11 protein-coding genes are annotated in these 19,505 nt (G+C 45.2%); 3 read left to right on the forward strand and 8 right to left on the reverse strand.

Annotated elements, in window-relative coordinates:
* Positions 1-205: 205 nt before the first annotated feature.
* The 3 genes from RT717_RS17370 to RT717_RS17380 form a co-directional block, all read right to left on the reverse strand.
* Positions 206-664: a hypothetical protein gene (locus tag RT717_RS17370; protein ID WP_317487654.1), complete on the reverse strand. Its 459-nt coding sequence runs from the start codon at positions 662-664 to the stop codon at positions 206-208.
* A gap of 101 nt (positions 665-765) precedes the next feature.
* Positions 766-2,622, reverse strand: coding sequence for a sialidase family protein (locus tag RT717_RS17375; protein ID WP_317487655.1), 1,857 nt, complete (start codon positions 2,620-2,622; stop codon positions 766-768).
* Between the two features lie 174 nt (positions 2,623-2,796).
* On the reverse strand, positions 2,797-5,244 hold the full coding sequence (locus RT717_RS17380; RefSeq protein WP_317487656.1) for an ABC transporter permease: 2,448 nt from the start codon (positions 5,242-5,244) through the stop codon (positions 2,797-2,799).
* A gap of 374 nt (positions 5,245-5,618) precedes the next feature.
* Between RT717_RS17380 and RT717_RS17385 the strand changes: the two genes are divergently transcribed.
* Positions 5,619-10,901 carry a PAS domain S-box protein gene (locus RT717_RS17385; RefSeq protein ID WP_317487657.1) on the forward strand — a complete coding sequence of 1,761 codons (5,283 nt, stop codon included), beginning with the start codon at positions 5,619-5,621 and terminating at the stop codon, positions 10,899-10,901.
* Positions 10,867-11,244 carry a response regulator gene (locus RT717_RS17390; protein WP_317487658.1) on the forward strand — a complete coding sequence of 126 codons (378 nt, stop codon included), beginning with the start codon at positions 10,867-10,869 and terminating at the stop codon, positions 11,242-11,244. Before RT717_RS17385 ends, RT717_RS17390 begins: the two co-directional genes overlap by 35 nt.
* Before the next feature lie 33 nt (positions 11,245-11,277).
* Here the strand turns inward: RT717_RS17390 and RT717_RS17395 are convergent, their stop codons facing one another.
* The 3 genes from RT717_RS17395 to galK all read right to left on the reverse strand — a co-directional run bounded on the left by RT717_RS17395 (position 11,278) and on the right by galK (position 15,557).
* A complete protein-coding gene (locus RT717_RS17395; RefSeq protein WP_317487659.1) occupies positions 11,278-13,947 on the reverse strand; it encodes an ABC transporter permease in 2,670 nt (889 codons plus the stop codon).
* On the reverse strand, positions 13,944-14,270 hold the full coding sequence (locus RT717_RS17400; protein ID WP_317487660.1) for a PadR family transcriptional regulator: 327 nt from the start codon (positions 14,268-14,270) through the stop codon (positions 13,944-13,946). Before RT717_RS17400 ends, RT717_RS17395 begins: the two co-directional genes overlap by 4 nt.
* Before the next feature lie 111 nt (positions 14,271-14,381).
* Entirely contained in the window at positions 14,382-15,557 is a 1,176-nt protein-coding gene (gene galK / locus RT717_RS17405) for a galactokinase (RefSeq protein ID WP_317487661.1), read from the reverse strand.
* A 357-nt stretch (positions 15,558-15,914) separates the two neighbouring features.
* Between galK and RT717_RS17410 the strand changes: the two genes are divergently transcribed.
* The gene (locus tag RT717_RS17410; RefSeq protein ID WP_317487662.1) at positions 15,915-17,234 is read left to right on the forward strand and encodes a DEAD/DEAH box helicase; all 1,320 of its coding nucleotides are present in this window, start codon (positions 15,915-15,917) and stop codon (positions 17,232-17,234) included.
* A 393-nt stretch (positions 17,235-17,627) separates the two neighbouring features.
* Here the strand turns inward: RT717_RS17410 and RT717_RS17415 are convergent, their stop codons facing one another.
* Together RT717_RS17415 and RT717_RS17420 are read right to left on the reverse strand one after the other, a co-directional pair.
* Positions 17,628-18,230, reverse strand: a complete 603-nt coding sequence (locus RT717_RS17415) for a hypothetical protein (RefSeq protein WP_317487663.1) — start codon at positions 18,228-18,230, stop codon at positions 17,628-17,630.
* 398 nt (positions 18,231-18,628) lie between these two features.
* Positions 18,629-19,504, reverse strand: coding sequence for an RluA family pseudouridine synthase (locus tag RT717_RS17420; protein ID WP_317487664.1), 876 nt, complete (start codon positions 19,502-19,504; stop codon positions 18,629-18,631).
* Between the last annotated feature and the right edge of the window lies 1 nt (position 19,505).

Consider the following 19,505-nt stretch of genomic DNA (forward strand, 5'->3'; position numbering starts at 1 on the left):
TGCCATCAGCCAAACATTCCAGAAGAACTAAGATACATGAATTTAGCTGTGCAAACGGCAATCAGCAAGCTTTTGGAGGTATAATAGACAATACGTCGTTTTTACACGATGGTCGGCAAGATTTACATGATTGATTGAATACCGGCAGTGCTTCACAGCACATTCCTGGAGAAAACACTTAACCATTCTGATGAACCGAATCCTCTTAGTCCCGAAGGGAGGCCACACCTGTCAGGCTGATTTTTCGAGAATATTCAACATTGTTCACTGTAAGGACATAATTCTTTGACTTGCCTACTCTTTCAATACTAACTGGCTTCAGTCCTATCTCTGGCTGATATATATAAAGCTGATTTCCAACTACATGCCATCTTGTATTCTGAAGTTTTGTAGCATAGTCATTTGCCCAGTCGTCGTTCACTGTGACCGTTTGCCCCTGCTGCACCCACAAATATTTGGGCTCATTTTTGCTTTGTATGGCATTAAAAGTGCCCTGAGCGCTCCTATTGTACCAATAACCGACAATGTTGTTTGTTGAAATGTACTCTTCGGCGCCCTCAGTAGACACCATAACATACTCCCCATCTTCAGCTATGCTCTCTTGAGCAAGTAGAGAAGTAGAAATCAGAAAGAGTGCGGAGAAAACAAGAAAGAAACACTTCATGGTAGTTTATTTTAGGTGGAAAATATCAGAAAGTTATCTAAAAAGCAAAAAACAAGCCAACGTTGAATCTTTCTCATTTCAAAGCCACAAGCTCTTGCTCTCTAATACGTCTTCACCGATTTGAAAGCCTCCTGCGTCGTACAGAAGTAAAGCTGTTTGTTTTTCAGTTGATGAACCCTGCTGATTGTATACAATTGACCTGACTGCCCGACTTCAGATGGGAGCTCCAGCCACTCTTTACCGTTCCATTTGTAGATAAACCTTTCGCCAGAAAGGCCATCTACATAACCCAGCGATTTGACACTGAACAAAGTACCATCGTGGCCAACAAAGTCCGGAATCTTCCCCTCTATTTCTTTCCATGTTTGTCCTCCATCGTCGCTTCTGATGCCCTGATTGAACTGCTGATAGTTTCCGTTTACATCTACCCTCACACCGAACAGAATACCTTCCTTGTCGATGCACGTCACATATTGTGAGCCTCCTTCAAAAAGTACAGAAGAAGCGGACCAACTGATTCCATCCGAAGACTTGCTCACATATGCGCTGAACTTCGGCACGCTGAAGCCCGTTCCGCCCAGGTAGTAGTCGTAACTATAACCGGCAATGGCGACAAGGCTTCCGTCACTAAGTTGCTGCACAGAATGGCCACTATAACTCGGGAAGCCAATAGAAGCTTCCTTCCAGGTGACGCCACCGTCGCTGCTTCGGTACACATTGTTACCGAATGCGTAAAGGTTTCCATCAGCATCTTCATAAAGTGTGGAAAGCGTAGTTGATTGCTTGAGGTCGATGGGAAGAAGGCGCTCGTCGCTCAGCATTTCATACAGGGCCCCATTGAGGATCATGAATGTCTTGCCGTTCGACGTTTCAATGGCGTCAGATAAAGTGGCCTCCTGACCAACAAGCGCTTCGCCAATCACTATCTTCTCATCGGTATCCAGGTTATGTTCAACCAGACCATAAGCGATCTTCCCTTCCGCCAGCCCTGCATAATAGACGGTTTCATCGGCGATAGCAGCAGAAAAAAAGCCCCCAGTCACATTGTTGTGGTAGCCCGGCGTCGCAAAAACTTCCCAGGCCCCGTCCGCATACTCGTAAATTCCATTGGGTGCAACCTGCAGCACAAATACTCTTCCCGAGGGCGACACCAAAACCTGCTGAGGATTCTGGTAGTTGGTCATCGCTCCCACAAACGGCATAGTTGTCAAAACGCCGCTGGCAGTTACCCTGGTTACGCCGGCTGAGCTGGCAAAGTAAAAATTACCGTCGGCTGCTGCAAGCTGCTTTTTGTTTGGCAGCCCTTTGGCTATGCCCGCCAACACCGTCCACTCCCCACTCGCCGGGTTGTGCTTGTGGAGGTCGCCGGTCTGGGAGTTGATAAAAAAAATCCCGCCACCAGGCGCTACACCCATAGCGGAGCTATTGGTTGGTATTGATATGTCAGCAAATGCCGTTTCTCCCTTTTTCCTTAAACTGAGCTTGTTTTGGCTGCTTATACTGCAATTGCAGTTGACAAAATAATACAGATTGCCGGAATCGTCGAGAAATGCACTGTCGAGCCAACCCGCATTAGGATGTTGCACAGGTGCCACCGAGGCACCATCATAGAGGTAGTAAGCGTGCTCCACCTGCAAAAATACCAAACCTTCGTCGGTAACCTTTTTAGGTGAGCTCCTGGCAAAGCTGTTGTTGGCACTGGAAAACTCCTTCCATGTTTGCCCTGCGTCGTCGCTGTAGTAAAATCTGGGAGTTGTGCTCGTTAAAAGGTTTACCTTCACGGCGAAGTACTGCTTGTTTGGACTCACGGCAACATCCTGCACGGGAAACTGACCAAATTGCGGCACTGCGATGCTGAAAGCACCGGTGGAAGAAGTAAGATCTCCTTCCGGGTCGTCATCTTTGCCGCAGCCTGCCAGTATCAATAGTGTGAGCAGCATCCAACTAAGGTTCTTCATACCATTTTTTGATGCCAAAGTTAGCCTTGCTGACGCCTGTACGACATCCGTGCCGGACGGTATTTTAGAGGGGTGGGAAGGTGGTATTCCAGCACCAGGGAGCCAGCGTTAAACGTGTAAAAGCAAAAAAAGAGGGCTGCGCACCCTCCTTTCCATTTATTTCAAGTCCAATAATTATTCGTCTTTGAGCACATCCACCATATTGAGCCGGGCGGCAGTGTAAGAGCGGTAGCCCATGGTAACTAAGGTGACGAGCAAAGTAACCCCGAGGGAAATAGCCACGATTTCCCAGCCTATGGTAATGTGATAGGCGTAGCTTTCGAGCCACTTTTGCATGCCCAGGAAAGTGCCAGTCGCAGATATTAAAAAGGCGACAGACAAGACAACCAGAATCTCCTTTGTGAAAATATTCAGTATTTGACCAACAGAGGCTCCCACTACTTTGCGAATGCCTATCTCCTTGCGCTTGGCATTTGCCATGTAATCTGTAAGGCCATACAGCCCTATCGCACAAATCACTATGGCCATCAAAGCGAAGAACCTCATCACTTTGCCCATCACGTCTTCCATACGGTACTGGTTGGCAACTCTCTGGTCAAGGAAGTTATACTCAATAAGCAATTCAGGAAACACTTTCTCCCATTCTTCACTGATAATTGCCACGGCCGCTTGCCCTGCCTCGGGGTCGGTGGAAGCAAGTGCAATAGACAACTCATAAAAGCCGTTTGGTCCATAATTCATCATTACAGGCACAGCCTCCTGATGAAGTGAATTGGCATTGAACTCCTCCACCACTCCTACTATCTGAAATTTACCTCCCCAGGTTGCCTGGAACAGCTTCCCAAGCGCTTCCTGTGGATTAAAAATTCCCATTTTCCGAATAAGTGTTTCAGTAACAACAACTCTTTGATTGATAATTGATTCACCCTCCGGCGACCTCTGATAGGTGTCAGTAGCATTCACATTTCTTCCTGCAAGCAATTTGATATCGAACAGGTCAAGGTAGTTTTCATCCACCTCTTTTACGTTCACGGTAAACAATTCATCTTCACCTTTTTCAGGGCTAAAATGCTGACCGGTGTTGTTAGTACTTGCCAGCGGCCCTCCCAAATTGAGACTAGCCTGCGCTATTTCGGGGTGCTTCAGCAGCTCGGTTTTTAGCACTTCCGATCGCTTTAAATCCGGCTCAGGAAACTGGATTGTCACAATACCATCCTTTCTGAATCCCATATCCTGGCTGCGGAAGTAGTCGAGTTGGAAAATGACAATGATGGTACCCATGATAAGACCTATGGACACCGCAAACTGAGAACCTACCAGCACTTTGCGAAGCGGAAACTTACTTTGCTTATCGATGTTAGAGATCTTTGTTCTTATGGCTGTTAATGGTGAAAAACCTGAGAGGACAAAAGCCGGGTACAAACCAGACAATAAGGACACCGCTGTGATCGAAATGGCACAGAAGACGATCCAGTTAGTCAACGGAACGTCCTTGATAGTCATTGGGTAGTCGATCAGGTCACCAGCCGCCCCAAGCATCACATCGGCTATGAGGAAGCTAACCCCGTGAGCCAGTGCCACAATGATGAAAGACTCTAACAAAAACTGGGCAATAAGCGCCGGGCGATGCCCGCCCAATACTTTTCTGATACCCACTTCCTTTGCTCTTTTTACAGCTCTGGCGGTAGAAATATTAATAAAATTGATACTGGAAATCACTATAAGCAATACAGCCAGAGCAACGATAACCCTGATGGTGGCTGGTTCAAGAGACATGCCACTGTAGGTGCCGTAGTCGGTGGTATGAACCTGGCTCAGGGGCTGTAGGAATACACTGTAACCATCAAGAGTATTGTTTTTTTCTACCACATCCTTTATGCCCGCCTCGACAACACTTTCCTGGGTTTGGCTATTCAGCTTAATGAGAGCCTGTGTATTGCCATTGAGCCTGTCCCATATCTTGCCTTCTCCAAAGTAGGCATTCACTCCTTCCTGGGCTTCATAGTACGCTACCATATTAAACGGAAAGTCGGTCGATTTTGGAAAATCCTGGTACACACCTTTCACGACTAAATCATGCTTGTTGCCAAGGTTAATAATCCGGCCCAGCGCTCTGTCGTACTCATTGTTGATATCAAAGAACTTTCGGGCGGTTGCTGTTGAAATAACTACCGAATTAACATCTGACAGCGCATTGGCAGAGGAGCCCGCTACCCACTCGAAATCAAGGATTTCAAACACATCCTGATAAGCAAAGCCTATATCCTCTTCCTTGAGCTTTTTTAATGCTCCTCCTTCCTGGGGGATGTTCACCTGCGCTGAAAGTGAGTACAAATTTGTAGCAGCTTCAATGCCTGGGATTTCACTCTTTATAGCGCCGGACAATGGATGGGGAACAGTGGCAAATTTCACATCGTCGTCCCCACTTTTCCAGTGGCTCACTACCCTGTATACCTGCTCCAGGTGGCTTTGGTGCTTGTCGTAGCTCAGCTGTAGGGTTAGAAACGAGTAAATGGCTATCACGCAGGAAGCACCTAATGTAAGACCCGCAAGACTGAGGACGGTATAGGTTTTGTTCCTTAAAAAATTCCGTACAGCAGTAAGAAAATAGTTCCTAAGCATAGTAGTAATGGTTAATCCTCAAGATTGATCTGCAAATAATTGTGCCAAAACAATAAACAATTGATTGTCAGATAATTAAAATAAATTAAAGTTAGCATCGTGTCCATAAATGGACATTGACTGTGAAAAATTGTACGCAATTAAAGATTTCGAAGCCATCATTTGCGGAAAACAAATTCTTTTACTAGAATGCTACACTTTCTATCTTTATAATTAACCACTGGCCATAGTCTAGTACCGATCATCTGATCTAAGAAGTTCCGGTAGGGTTACTTGACAGTCTTAATTTTTAACGTTTTTTTTCCAACCAGCCTATGGTAGTGCAGTCAGCAGTGCCGCCTACGTGAAGTTGTAGAGGTATCTTTTGTCTTCGTATGGATAAATCGCTCAATATCGCTCTGAAAAATGAAGTCTATCAACTTACCAGTACTAATGAAAGCATTTATGAAGCAATAGAAGAGTATGCACATAAAGGATATTGGTATTTGGATCTCAATGCCAAGACCAACTGGTGGGCAAATCCAAGATTTTGGGATTCTCTGGGATTTTCCTTTTCAGACGGCGAAACCGATGCACCACTGCCAGCGCTGGAGGAGGTACTTTTGCCTGACGACCTAACGGCACTACTTCAAACCATCGAACAGCTTTCAAAAGAAGATAGCTTCCTTCTTACACTCAAATACCGTCATAAAAACAATCAGCACCTATCTTTTGCGGTACACGCAAAAATTGTAAGAGACAAAGCAGGAAAGGCCGCCAGGCTTCTCGCACTGCACAACAAAAGTAAGAACCAACCTTTTTTTGTCAATGAACTTTACAACCAGGTGCTCTATTCTATTCATGAGGGTTATCAACTTACCGACACGACGGGCAGTATATTGGATGCTAATGATAGCTTTTGCAAACTGATTGGTTACACAAGGGGCGAGCTCTTGACAATGAACATAACTCATTTGGCTGCTGAACTCACACCTGATCAGGTTCAGGATTTCATTAACAAAGTTCTAGCCAAGAACGGCGGCACAATATCTACAAAAGCCAGGACAAAAGATGGCCGCCTGATAGATATCGAAATCAGGACAACCCTTATCGATCATAATGGGAAGCCGCTACTGGCCTCTTTCGTACGTGACGTAACTGAACAGTTAAGAACTAATGAAAGGCTCGAAATAGCCCTGCAGCAATACAATTCTCACCGCAATAACTCTCCGCTGGGAACGGTAGAATATACAAAAGACCTGATTGTGACGCAGTGGTCGAGGCAATGCGAGGAAATTTTTGAATGGACAGCGGATGAAATTTTAAGCGCCAATATTTCAGCTTTCAATCTCATTTATGAAGATGATATCGACGCCACAACCAACGTGGCCCTTGACCTGATGTCGGGCAAGGTAGACGGCAACGTCTCCTTGAATCGCAACTACACAAAAAGCGGCAAAATCATTACTTGCATATGGTACAACTCCGCCATCAAAAATGAAAAAGGCGAGGTGATCTCTATTATATCACTCGTTCAAGATGTTACACACGAGAAAGAAATTGAGTATAAACTGGTCGAAAATGAACGAGCGCTGGACGTATTCTTCAACAACTCTCTGTATGGTTTCTTTTTTATGATGCTGGATGAGCCAGTAGCATGGGACGACACTGTGGACAAGAAAAAGGCGCTTGAGTATGTATTTGAACACCAAAGAATCACAAAAATAAACCGGGCGATGTTATCGCAATATGGTGCACAGGAAAAAGAGTTTCTTGACTTAACCCCAAAGGATTTTTTCGACCATGACATTGATTATGGCAAAACTGTTTGGAAGGAGCTGTTTGACGACGGTTCGTTAAAGGTGGATACGCTCGAAAAGCGTTTTGATGGATCAACATTTTGGGTGGAGGGCGAATATGTGTGCCTTTACAACTCTGCCGGGGAAATCACGGGCCATTTTGGGATTCAATACGATGTCACCGAAAAGAAAGAGGCCGAGCTAGCATTGACAGCCAGTGAAGAAAAGCTTAAAGAGGCACAAAAAATGGCGAAAATGGGCGATTCCACCATCAACCTAATAACTGGTGAGTTTTTAGCGTCAGAAGGGCTTTTGGAGCTTGTCAGGGTTGAGAATATGGAGGGCCCCGAGTTAAAAAAATGGCTGGATGCCGCACAGCACCCTGAAGACTCCGGCAAATTGGAGTCTTGTGTGAGAAATTGCCTCGCAAATAAACAGGAGGTAATTCCACCGGTTGAGTATAGAATGACAAGAAAAGACGGCATTTTGATTTGGGTCAGAACTCAGGGAAAAATAATCTATGAGAATGAAAAACCGTCAACCATTTTCTTTACAACGCAGGACACCTCCCGCAGCAAAGCCGTAGAAGAGCAAATCAAAGCTTCGGAACTACGTTTCAGGTCACTTATTGAAAATAGCAAAGATGGTCTGGTGATACTCTCTGTAGATGGCAACATTGATTACATATCCCCTTCTATTGCAGGAATACTCGGTTATCAGGATAGCGAAATGGTTGGAATCGATCTTGAAAAAATGGTTCACCCCGAAGATATCGAAGGATTAATAAATGCTTTCCATTTGGCACTACAACAACCGACGACTCCTATAACCGGTTTGTTATATAGAGCCAGGCACAAGCAGGGAAACTGGCGCTGGATGGAAGGGTCGCTGACCAACTTCCTAGAAATCCCTCATATAAGTGGTGTGGTTAATAACTTTCATGACGTAACCCAGCGACTGGAAAGCTCGAACCTTTTAAAAAAGGTCAACAATCAGCTAAAAGCTGCTCAAAAAATTGCACACCTTGGGTACTGGGAATGGAACTGGAAGGAGGAAACCGTCTTTTGGTCTGAGGAGCTTTACGCTATCTGCAAAACAGACAAAATACCTTCTGAGGCGGCCCTTTTTGCAGCCATCCATCCCGAGGATCAGCCCACATTTACTGCCTATAGGAAAAGATTATCCGAGGAAAAGTCAGAAACTACGATCGAATTTCGGTTTCTGATTGGAAAAGATGTCAGAATCTTCATGGTAAGGACCCTTCCCTTGCTTGATAGCAGCGGCAAAGTGATTGGCCTGGAAGGAACGGTTCAGGATATCACAGAAAGAAAAGAACGTGAACAAGAAATTCTAAGGCTTTCAACCTTTCCTTCCGAAAACCCAAATCCAGTGCTAAGGGTGCTGAAAGACTATACGATTAGTTATTCCAACAAAGCCAGTCAGCCAATTTTGGTCAGCAAGAATTCAGATAAAGCGCCAAAACTGCCTGAACAGCTCCGGAATTTTGTAAAACAAACCTTTGACGGCTCCGAAATATTGCGAGCGGAATTCTCGGTTGGCGGTATTACCTATTCTTTTACGTCAGCCAGAAGTCAACAAGGCGATTATGTGAACCTGTACGGTCTGGACATCTCACCACAAAAGGAAATTGAAAAAGCCTTGAGAGACAGTGAATACCTGTTAAATGAGGTTGGGAGGATAGCCAAAATTGGGGGTTGGGAACTGGATCCGGAAACAGGCGAAGGCACCTGGACCAGAGAAGTCGCCGAAATACATGATTTGCCGTTTGGCACTGAGGCCGGACTTGAACTTGGGCTGAGTTTCTACCTCCCCTCGTCACGGAGTATCTTGGAAAAAGCTATAAATGATGCGTTTCAACTGGGTAAAGCATATGACCTCGAATTGGAGATAATTACCGCAAAAGGTAATCGCAAGTGGGTTAGAACCATTGGAATTCCTTTACTAACCGACGATGGAAAGGTCAAGCTCAGGGGTTCGTTTCAGGACATTACAGCACTTAAGAATGCCAAAGACAATATTCTTTTGGAGAAAGAGCTCTCCGACAATATCATCAACAGTTTACCCGGTGCATTTTATTTATATACTCAGGAAGGTGAGTTTTTAAGGTGGAACAAGAACCTTGAAGAAGTCACAGGGTACGCAGCTGAAGAAATCAGCACCATGCACCCTATCCAGTTCTTCCACGACAGTGAAAAGGAATTGCTGACAGAAAAAATAGAAAATGTATTTGTTGCCGGAGAAGACAGTGTCGATGCGCACTTTCTCACCAAAAGCGACCAGATGATCCCCTACTACTTCACAGGCAAGGCTATTTCCTACGATGGTGAAACCTGTCTCATGGGAGTAGGAATTGATACCAGCGAACGAAAAAAAGCATTGGAAGCTTTGAAGCACAGTGAGGAACAGTACCGCTCGCTGTTCGAGAACATGAATGAAGGTTTTGCTCTCTGCGAAATGGTTTATGAGAAAGGCAAGGCAGTTGATTTTACGTATATACAAGTAAATAAAGCATTTGAAGACATTACTGGCCTCAAAAAACCGGTAGGAAAGAAAGTGTCGGAGTTGATCCCCGGAGTGGTACAAGCAAACCAGGAGGAAATAGCCTTATTGAGCAGGGTATGCGAAACTGGGATTCCTGAAAGGTTTGAGGTAAAAGTAGAAGGACTGAATGTGTGGCTATCCTCCTCCGTGTTCAGTCCAAAGAAGGGATTTTTTGTGTCGATGTTTCAAGATGTTACCGAGCGCAAATTAGCAGCCATTGCCGTCGAGTCAAGTGAACAGAGGTTCAGGGCGCTTGTAGAACAGTCATTAACTGGCATTTATATTTTTGAGAAGGGAAAATTCATTTACGTCAATGATCATTTCGCCGATATGTTTGGCTACGAAGTAGATGAGGTTCTCACCACATTAAAACCTACGGATGTATTGACACAGTCGGAGTATTCAAGGTCAAGCGACCTGATTGACAAAAGGCTAACCGGTGAGCTCGATTTTGTGCACTATGTAGCGAAGGGGCTTAAGAAAGACGGAGCGACTATCTGGGTGGAAATTCATGGCTCAAAAATTGACCTCCAGGGTAAGGACGTAATCACGGGCACTGTGCTGGATATTACGGATCGGATTAATTCCGAACAGGCAATGAAAGAGCTTCTTGAAACAACGACTAGCCAAAACATACGGTTGAAGGATTTCTCCTTCATCACGTCTCACAATATCCGGTCGTCGGTATCGAACATTCTGGGATTGACAGAACTGCTCATTCAGGATCCTACAAATACCGAGTACCTGCGCATGCTGCGCACCAGCACTGAAAAAATGGATACAACCATAAGGAATATCAATGAGTTGATTCACTTTGAAAATGGCCTGGGAGAACAAGAACAGATAAATTACAATGTAGTCCAGTCGATCAACAACGTTCTGGCACAGAACAACCAGGTAATTAAAGAAGGGGGGCTTGATGTCAGAACTGAAGTGGAGAACGAATTAAGCATCAGGTGCATTCCTGCCTACCTGGACAGTATATTGCAGAACCTTGTAACAAACGCTATCAAATACGGCACCACTAAAGATTCCAATATCATTGAAATCAAGGGGAGAAAAACAGAGAATAAAATAGTGCTGGAAATAAAAGATTACGGAAGGGGGATAGATTTAGAAAAATTTAAAGATAAATTATTTAAAATTGGGGGTCGGTTCCATTCTTCAAGCGAGGGCCAGGGCCTGGGTCTCTACATGTCAAAGAGACAAATAGAGGCAATGGGTGGAGATATAGAGGTGGAGAGCCAGCCCGGCAAAGGCACAACTTTTAAAGTCAATTTCAATGCAAAAGGGCCGGAGAATTTTTTTGATAGATGATGACGAGATATTTTTGATGATCTCCACAGTGAATCTGAAGACTGTTTGCAGCGATGTGGAGATCCTTACGGCAACCAATGGGCAGGAGGGCCTGTTGCAACTCAACAGTGCCCAACCAAATGTGATTCTTCTGGACGTGAATATGCCAGTTATGGGGGGCTGGGAGTTTTTAGAAAAACTCTCTGACGTCGGCATTGGAGTAAACTTGGACTTCCCGATTTACATTACCACCTCATCAGTGGACCCGGAGGATAAGCGAAGGGCCCAGCTCCATCCACTCGTTAAAGGTTTCATTGAAAAACCACTCACGGCTGAGAAAATAAGAGAGATGGAAATATGCTAGCAATTCGCTAAAGCCAGCATATTTCAATTTCAGCTATTCCACCCTCAGGCTTTCAACAGGGTTGATGCGTGACGCACGCAAAGTATGATAGACAATGACCAACGCAGCCACTAAAAGTGCGGTCATTCCACTAACAACGAAAAGCCCAACGCCAATTTCGGTGCGATAAGCAAAGTTTGCCAGCCACTTGCTAATCAGCCAAAGGGTGAGCGGCACCGACAACACAATAGCGACTAGCAGCTGAGAAATAAAGCTTTTAGAAAGTAATGCAAAAATTGTAATTGGAGTAGCACCCATCACTTTCCGAATGCCAATTTCTTTGATGCGGCTGTTCACAACCAGTACCATAAGGCCAAGCAGGCCTAAAATTGCAATGACTATCGAGAGGATTGTTGCTACGGTAATCAGCTTGTTTAGCCTTGCTTCATTTTCATACTGCTGTTGTATTTTTTCATCAACGAAGCTGAAATCCAGAGCCTCATTTGGGAAAATTGCCTCCCACTCCTTACCAAGAATATCCTGCACCTCCGCCAGGTTCGATCCAGTGTAAGTAAACACGAGCTTGGGAACCGGCGAATCTTCCACATTGAAGTCGGAGATTCCCTGCAAAATTGGCATAGCGTTTTCGGCTATCACGAGTGGCTCCACCTGGGAATGAAGGGAAGTGAAGTTGAAATTATCAGTCACACCAATGATCCGGTGTTCACCAAACTCTTTACCTGGCAGTTTGTCGCCAATCGGATTTTCGAGCCCAAAGTAGTCGGCCGCCGCTTGATTAATGATAATTGACTGGCGCTCATCGAGGCCATTTCCCTCTTCAAAATCCCTGCCCTCCTTGACTTTTATCCCAAATGACTTCAGGTAATTGGCGTCAACATTCAGGAAGGCAAAGCGTCTGAACACATTCTTGTCGTCGGTGTAAGCAAGCTGCGTCCATCCATTCGAGCCAAACATGTGGGTGGCCATGCCAATATCGGTAACATCGGGGTGTTTTTGCAATGCCGCCTTCAGCAGTTTGCCATTTTCCATGCCCGAAGCTATCACCTGAGTAAGGCGCTGCGCAGCCGGATCCGGCTGAAGCCTAACAGAAACAACAGATTTGTAAGTGAATCCCAGGTCTTTCTCTTGCATGAAGCTTACCTGCTTTCTCATGATCAGTGTGGTGCTGATGAGAAAAACAGTAACGAGAAATTGAAACACCAGCATGCCCTTTCGGGCCACGTGCCTTCCACCGCCCTGGCTTCCTCCCCTCAAAATGGATACGATGCGAAAACCCGACAGCACAAAGGCCGGGTAAATTCCGGCAGCGACACCTATGGCCAGCCCAACACCCAGGTAAGCGAGCAGATGCCACCACTTGAACGTGAAAAATATTTGGGTTCCCGTTAAGGCGTTAAATGTTGGAACAAGCAGGATTGTGAGAACCGTGCCGACAGTCATGGCAATTAACGCCAGTAAAAGGCTTTCGCTCAGGTATTGCACCACCAGCGTGCTTTGTCCGGCACCCAGCACTTTTCGCATGCCCACCTCACGGGCTCTGCGCAGAGACTGCCCAATTGAAAGCGTTGCATAGTTAATGCAAGCTATAATGAGCACCAGCAAACCGATGGCACCAAGTATGTACACATATTGAGGGTTGCTTACCGGTGCATAGCCAGCCGGTACATCGGGATTGAGGTGGATGTCAGTGAGCGGCTGCAAGCCAATATTGTACTGGCCTCGTTCTACCTCTTCGCTGAGGTACCCCATCACCACATCCTGCATTTTTGCATCAACGCTTTCTACACTGGCGCCCTCTTTCAACAAAACGTAGTTCTCAGGGATAATGCTGAACCAGGCGTTCATAGACCCTTGTCCATACAGTTGTCTATTATTTTCAGTGGAAATTGCAATATCAAACTGGATGCTGGATTCATGCGGGATATCTGCCATGATAGCTGAGACAGTAAAATCTTCAATGCTCTCACCAATTTGAAGACTCATGGTCTTGCCCATTGCTTCCTCATCGCCAAAGTACTTCCTTGCATAGCTTTCAGAGACGATAATACTCCTGAGCCCGGGGAATGGAGCTTCTTTATTCCCTTTCATTATTTCGAAATCAAATACTTGAAAAAAATTCGGGCTGAGCACGGCTATTCGTTCATCGAGACGACCTTCACCTCTGCCTACAAGGTGGTTTTCAATCACCAACTGAGCCGCACTTTCGACTTCAGGAAAGTTTTGTTCAAATAAGTCTCTGAACCTAAGAGGAGTAATTGAGTTGAAAAAGATTTTACCCTCACCATAGTCTTCCTTGAGCCAGCTGCGATAAATTCTGTCTTTTTTGCTATGAAACTGGTCGAAGCTTAGCTCCTGCTTCACATAGAGCCCCATCAGCAGAAAGCAGGCAATGCCAATGGTCAGGCCTACCAGGTTGATAGCTGTGTTGACTTTGTCTCTGGCCAGCACCCTAAAAGCAATTTTGAAATTGTTGGCGGTCATCATAAATATTGAGTTTTTGAGTCTTTTCGATTTTCCTATAGCCGAAATTCTGAGCGACCGAATCACGAGCCATACGTACGTCAAATCAGCGGCTCTCTTTCCGTTCTCAGTCCGGCGTTTTTGATAAACTTCATACAGGTCGCCCTGCAGGTCTTCCAGAAGGTCGGGGTGGCAATACCACTCCAGAAACCGATCGGCCCACCTCGGAGGATTGGAACTCATGAGCCCAGAATTGTTAGCAACTTTTTATAAAGGCCCATTCTTACCAGCATCGTTTCATCGATCACTTTGCGGCCGGCTACTGTTAGCGTAAAAAAGCGTTTTCTTCTTCCTCCCCTGTCGGCAGTGGCGCCGCCCATCGACGATGTGACAAATCCCTTGGCCTCCAACCGTCGGAGCACTGAGTGTATGGCAGTAACATCGGGCTTTCTACCAGCTTGCTCGGCAATTTCCTCAAGGATAGTTACAGCGTAGGCTTGCCCTGCCAATGAGCCCACGGTCAAAAGCACAAGCTCCTCAAGTTCGCCCAATGATTCTCTTTTCATGACTGCACAATTTATTTATTGTACAAAGATACAAATTAATAATTTAATTATTTTTTGTACAACAAATTAACGTTTGTTAACACCTGGCATGCGATGAAATCACCAAACGAGTCAGGAAATCACTGATGCCCCACCTTGTATTGAAATGTCGTAGAAGGAAGGTGCTGTATGGAATTGTTTGGTAAATGAGAGGTCTATGTGGCGTTTGAACTCCTCCTCAAACTCCTTTTTCACGATGTTGATGGTGCATCCACCAAATCCCCCTCCCATCATTCTGGCACCCAGTATCTCTTCGGGAAACCTGCCCGCTTCAGCGGCTAAAAAATCTAGTTCCCGGCAACTCACCTCGTAGTCGGACGAAAGCCCACGGTGCGTATCATTCATTTTTTTTCCGAACGCCCGCAAATCGCCCTTTTTTAAATCAAGGGCAGCAGCCTGCGTACGTTGTATTTCCCCCGTCACAAACCTGCACCTGCGGAAGACATTCTCAGGAAGCTCGTCAGCCAGTTCTTCTACTTCAAACGAATTAAAGTCTCTAAGGGAGTTTGCCTCAGGTTTATGCTTTTTAAGAACCGTAACTCCCAACTCACACTCAAGTCGCCTCGTATTGTACTCAGAGCTGGCCAGAGAGTGCTTCACCCGTGTGTCGATAAGTAAAAGGCTGTGATCCTCAAGCTGCAGCGGATAATAGTCGAAGGTTAAGTCCCGGCAGTCGAGCAACATGGCATGGTCTTTCTTTCCCATTTTGCTGGCGAACATGTCCATGATGCCACATTTAACCCCGACATATTCGTGTTCAGCCTTTTGAGCTATCTGAATAATGTCCCAGGGCTCAACAGACAGCCCAAACAATTGCGTCAGGGCCGTTCCAAAACCAACCTCAAGGGCCGCTGATGAAGACAGGCCAGCTCCATTCGGAATGTCGCCGCCAAACACGCAGTTAACCGCCGGCACATCGAAACCTCGCTGCTGCAACCCAGCCACCACGCCGCTAAAAAAGTTAGTCCACGCCGGATTGGACTTTGGCACCAGCTTCTTGTGGTTCACCAGCGCTCCCTTGTTAATATTCAAAGCGAAAAGGGAAGTTTCGGGCCGGGTTGAAGGCGACATAGCAAAAATAATCTCCCTGTTGATTGCAGCAGGAAACACAAAGCCATTATTGTAGTCGGTGTGCTCGCCGATCAGGTTGATCCGGCCAGGTGCCCGTACAAGAATGGCTGGACTTGAGCCGTAAAGCTCTGTGAATGTTCTTGATATTAATGCTTTGTAATCAAGTTCCTCAAACATTACCGTCGTTTAGATTTAATCAACCGGAACCAACATTGCCCCGATAGTGCTTCTTCTTTAAAAGTGTTCAAATATACAAGCAGTTTATTATTTCGAATACACGACAGTTGAAATTGAAGTTTTGGAGAATACCATTGCCCCCATTATTTATTAATAACGAGCGCCCAGGAGCTATTGTCAACTATTTTACGTACCTTTGCGCCAGGTTCTCAGTTGACAGGCCAATTATTTCACATACTCAGCCTGCCGCACGCTTCAAGTCGATGTCTGCCATTCAACCAAGGATCTTTTAAGGACAGACTGCTGATTGTGACCCTTCCCGGCTCGTTATCAGCCATATTTAAACAAAAAACATTAATGACATTTGAAAATCTAGGGCTTGTTGAGCCCATTCAGAAAGCCCTGAAGGCTGAAGGCTATGTTACGCCTACGCCTATTCAGGCCCAAGCCATCCCACATCTTCTTGAAGGCAGAGACTTACTGGGCTGCGCACAAACAGGCACAGGAAAAACCGCTGCCTTTGCTATTCCTATTTTACAGAACATTTACACTGCGAGAACCGAACAAAGAGGTATCAAAGCGCTTATTCTTACTCCAACGAGGGAATTGGCGATACAGATTGACGAAAGCTTTGCCGCCTATGGCAAGTATACCAGAATCAGCCATACAGTAATATTTGGTGGCGTGTCGCAAAATGCACAAACCAATGCCCTCCGCAGGGGTGTCGACGTTCTTATTGCTACTCCGGGTCGTTTACTTGACCTGATGAACCAGGGTTTTGTTCGCCTCGACAGCATCCAGTTTTTCGTATTGGACGAAGCGGACCGCATGCTCGACATGGGATTTGTGCACGACGTAAAGAAAGTGATCGCCAAAATCCCTGCTAAAAGACAAACGCTTTTCTTCTCGGCCACTATGCCGCCCGAAATTGTAAAGCTGTCAGACAGCCTTCTTACAAATCCGGTAAAAGTAGAGGTTACGCCTGTGTCTTCAACAGCCGAAAAAATAGAGCAGTCGCTCTTCTATGTAGAAAAAAGAGATAAGAAGCACTTGCTGAACCATATCCTGGAAAATAAGAGCATTGAAACAGCGCTGGTTTTCACTAGAACAAAACACGGTGCCGACAGGGTAGTGAAAGACCTTAACAAAGAAGGAATTACTGCCGAAGCCATCCACGGCAACAAGTCGCAGAACGCACGTCAGCGTGCCCTCACCAACTTCAAAACCCGTAAAACAAGGGTGTTGGTGGCTACCGACATTGCCGCCAGAGGTATCGATATCGATGAGCTGACCCACGTATTCAACTACGAGCTACCTAATATTCCAGAGACCTACGTGCACAGAATCGGAAGAACAGGACGTGCAGGAGCAGACGGAAAAGCAATTTCCTTTTGCGAGAGAGAAGAAAGGCCTTATTTGAAGGACATCCAAAAGCTGATAGGAAAGACCATTCCGGTAATTGACGAGCACCCATTTGTGAATGCAACGCCTGTACCTACGTCCAGCGAAGTCTATTCGTCAAGACCCAAGTCTGGTTCCAGCGGCAACTCGGCGTCGTTCAAAAAGAAGTGGAACAACAACGGAAGGCCAAACAATAACGGAAACAGGTCTTCGGACAGGCCGCAGCGGGATTCTTCTCAATCAACTGCGATGCCTTCACGGTTTTCGAGGTATTAAGAATTGATAGAATGTATGTTAAAAAAGGGCTTCGGCCCTTTTTTCATGTCTATACTTATCGGGAATGGAGTCAATCAAACGGATCAAGCGGAAAATCTGCGGAGTAAGACTCTGAAATAACGTTGTACCAATTGGCGAACGATAGACAATAAAGAAGCAAAACTGGTTCAATGCGTCTCGCCCGGCCGGGTTAGGCTTGGACCTTTTGCTTCTTTATGTAATGAGAAGATACTCTTGAAAAAAACCAATCCCCAGAAATATTGTTTGATCCAATCAAACCGTTGTAAGTGAAAGAAAGCACAAAAAAACTAGCCGCCCTTTGAAAGAGCGGCTAGCCAGATTGATAAGCGGATTAATGAATGTATTCAGTATAATTTACAGTCTGCTTTGTGCTTAAAAATCGAATTTTTGGTCTTTAACTACAGTGTTATTGTAAGATACAGTGAAACGAACACCCGCTCCTTTGATTTGGCTTAGGTCATAGACTCTGGTGAAGAAATCAGCTGACTTCACTTCCTCAGTGAACAAAAGTTCATCCTGACCACCGTAGATAGCTACTGAAAGTGGTGAGCTTACAGATGCACTTGATCTAAGCACCATTTTCTTTGTGTTCGCATTTGAGCTAAGCGCCACTTGCTCAACCAGTTTATCAACTTCAGAAACGTGATGAACAGTCTGGGCTACCTTTTCTCCTTTTGAAACTACTTCAAAAGTGTAATATCCTGACGGAACGTTTGAAAGATCGAAGTTTTGTGCGAAACCTTCGACTACTCTAACAGATCCTTTGTGAACAGAGACGCCTTTTTCATCCAAAACGTTAACCGTTACATTCTGCTTGCCTTCACTCTTATATATAAGTTTGTAAGAGTCGTTCTTATTGAAAGAAACCACCTTCACAGCAGATGAAGCCTTAAGTGAGTCTCCTCCGGCAAATGCAACACTAGAAGTACCCATAGCTACTAGGAGTACAGCAATAAAGTTCTTTGTCTTTTTCATAACTTTTCGTTTTTGAGCTTATCAATTATATATCAAAAGACGTAATAATTATGATTTTGTTCAAATAACAGGCATTAATTTTAAATGAATATATAGTTAATATATAAAAATTTACGAATTCATTAAAATATCACTTTTTCGTAACCGTTTGCGCTGGCAGTTACACCAATGCAAACGTCTGATTTTTATAATTTTTACATAAAATATTTTTCTCCATGTTGTTTATTCTGATTTATTTCAAATAATAGCCTAACAACAGAATATTATTCTGAATTAAACGCTTCGAAACTGATTGCATAAATCCCGGAATCGCTTGCGGTGGGAATTTCGTTCTGACAAGGCGAAACCAAAAGATCGGAACAAAAGAAATGGAGGAACGAATTGACAGGACAGATTACCTATCTATAGTCCTCACTTTTCTCCTTTGGGTGAGTAAAAATCGTAGATGGCTCAATTTTGAAAGCTAAATCTTTGCCTGTTATCGGGTGTTTTATGTAAAGCTGGGTGGCCATTAATCGAATCTGCCTTTTGAAAGCATTACTCGCCCCATATTTGTAGTCGCCTACTATAGGGCAGCCAATATGACCGAGGTGTACCCGTATTTGGTTTTTCTTGCCAGTAGCCAACTCTACTTCTACCATGTGGTATCTGCCTATCCTCTCCTTATAAGTATAATAGGTAACCGCTTCCTTGGTATTGGGTCCGGGTGTGGTGGCCACAAACATCTTCAAGCCTCTTTCCTCAAGCAACGTGCTAATGGTGCCTTTTTTGGGGTTGGGCTCCTTTTCGGTAATGGCTATGTACTTTTTAGAAAACTGATGCCAGTTAGCTTTCAATTTTTCCTGTATCTCTTCGCTTTTTGCAAAAACAACCAGGCCGCTTACTTCTTTATCGAGCCTGTGCACAGGAAAGGCGCTCTGCGCACCTTTGGTAGCATCCTTTACATAGTCGTCTACCAGCTTGTGCATAGTAGGCCGCCGTGTGATGCCTTCGCCAGCTGTGATGAGGCCCACTGGCTTGTCGCAAACAATAATATACTGATCCTGCCAAATAACACGAAACGGTGCCTTCACATTAAGAGAGGGCTTCTCCTGCTTTTCAATATTAACGAGCTGGCCGGTCTTGACAGGCGTGTCAGCCATTCGAACCTGCTCCCCGTCGAGCGTCACATTGGCAAACTTGAGCATTTTGCGCAGCTTGGTTGTGGAAGTGCCTGCGTAGGCGTCGCCCAATATCTCCAGGATGGTGCCGTCTCTTTTCGCTAAATGCTTCATA

The organism is Imperialibacter roseus (genome assembly GCF_032999765.1).
GTDB classification, from domain to species: Bacteria; Bacteroidota; Bacteroidia; order Cytophagales; family Cyclobacteriaceae; genus Imperialibacter; species Imperialibacter roseus.

Bases quoted from the DNA above. Each gene is read 5' to 3' on its own strand.
- RT717_RS17370 (WP_317487654.1), bottom strand. From the start codon at position 664: ATGAAGTGTTTCTTTCTTGTTTTCTCCGCACTCTTTCTGATTTCTACT.
- RT717_RS17375 (WP_317487655.1), bottom strand. From the start codon at position 2,622: ATGAAGAACCTTAGTTGGATGCTGCTCACACTATTGATACTGGCAGGC.
- RT717_RS17380 (WP_317487656.1), bottom strand. From the start codon at position 5,244: ATGCTTAGGAACTATTTTCTTACTGCTGTACGGAATTTTTTAAGGAAC.
- RT717_RS17385 (WP_317487657.1), top strand. From the start codon at position 5,619: ATGGATAAATCGCTCAATATCGCTCTGAAAAATGAAGTCTATCAACTT.
- RT717_RS17390 (WP_317487658.1), top strand. From the start codon at position 10,867: ATGCAAAAGGGCCGGAGAATTTTTTTGATAGATGATGACGAGATATTT.
- RT717_RS17395 (WP_317487659.1), bottom strand. From the start codon at position 13,947: ATGAGTTCCAATCCTCCGAGGTGGGCCGATCGGTTTCTGGAGTGGTAT.
- RT717_RS17400 (WP_317487660.1), bottom strand. From the start codon at position 14,270: ATGAAAAGAGAATCATTGGGCGAACTTGAGGAGCTTGTGCTTTTGACC.
- galK (WP_317487661.1), bottom strand. From the start codon at position 15,557: ATGTTTGAGGAACTTGATTACAAAGCATTAATATCAAGAACATTCACA.
- RT717_RS17410 (WP_317487662.1), top strand. From the start codon at position 15,915: ATGACATTTGAAAATCTAGGGCTTGTTGAGCCCATTCAGAAAGCCCTG.
- RT717_RS17415 (WP_317487663.1), bottom strand. From the start codon at position 18,230: ATGAAAAAGACAAAGAACTTTATTGCTGTACTCCTAGTAGCTATGGGT.
- RT717_RS17420 (WP_317487664.1), bottom strand. From the start codon at position 19,504: ATGAAGCATTTAGCGAAAAGAGACGGCACCATCCTGGAGATATTGGGC.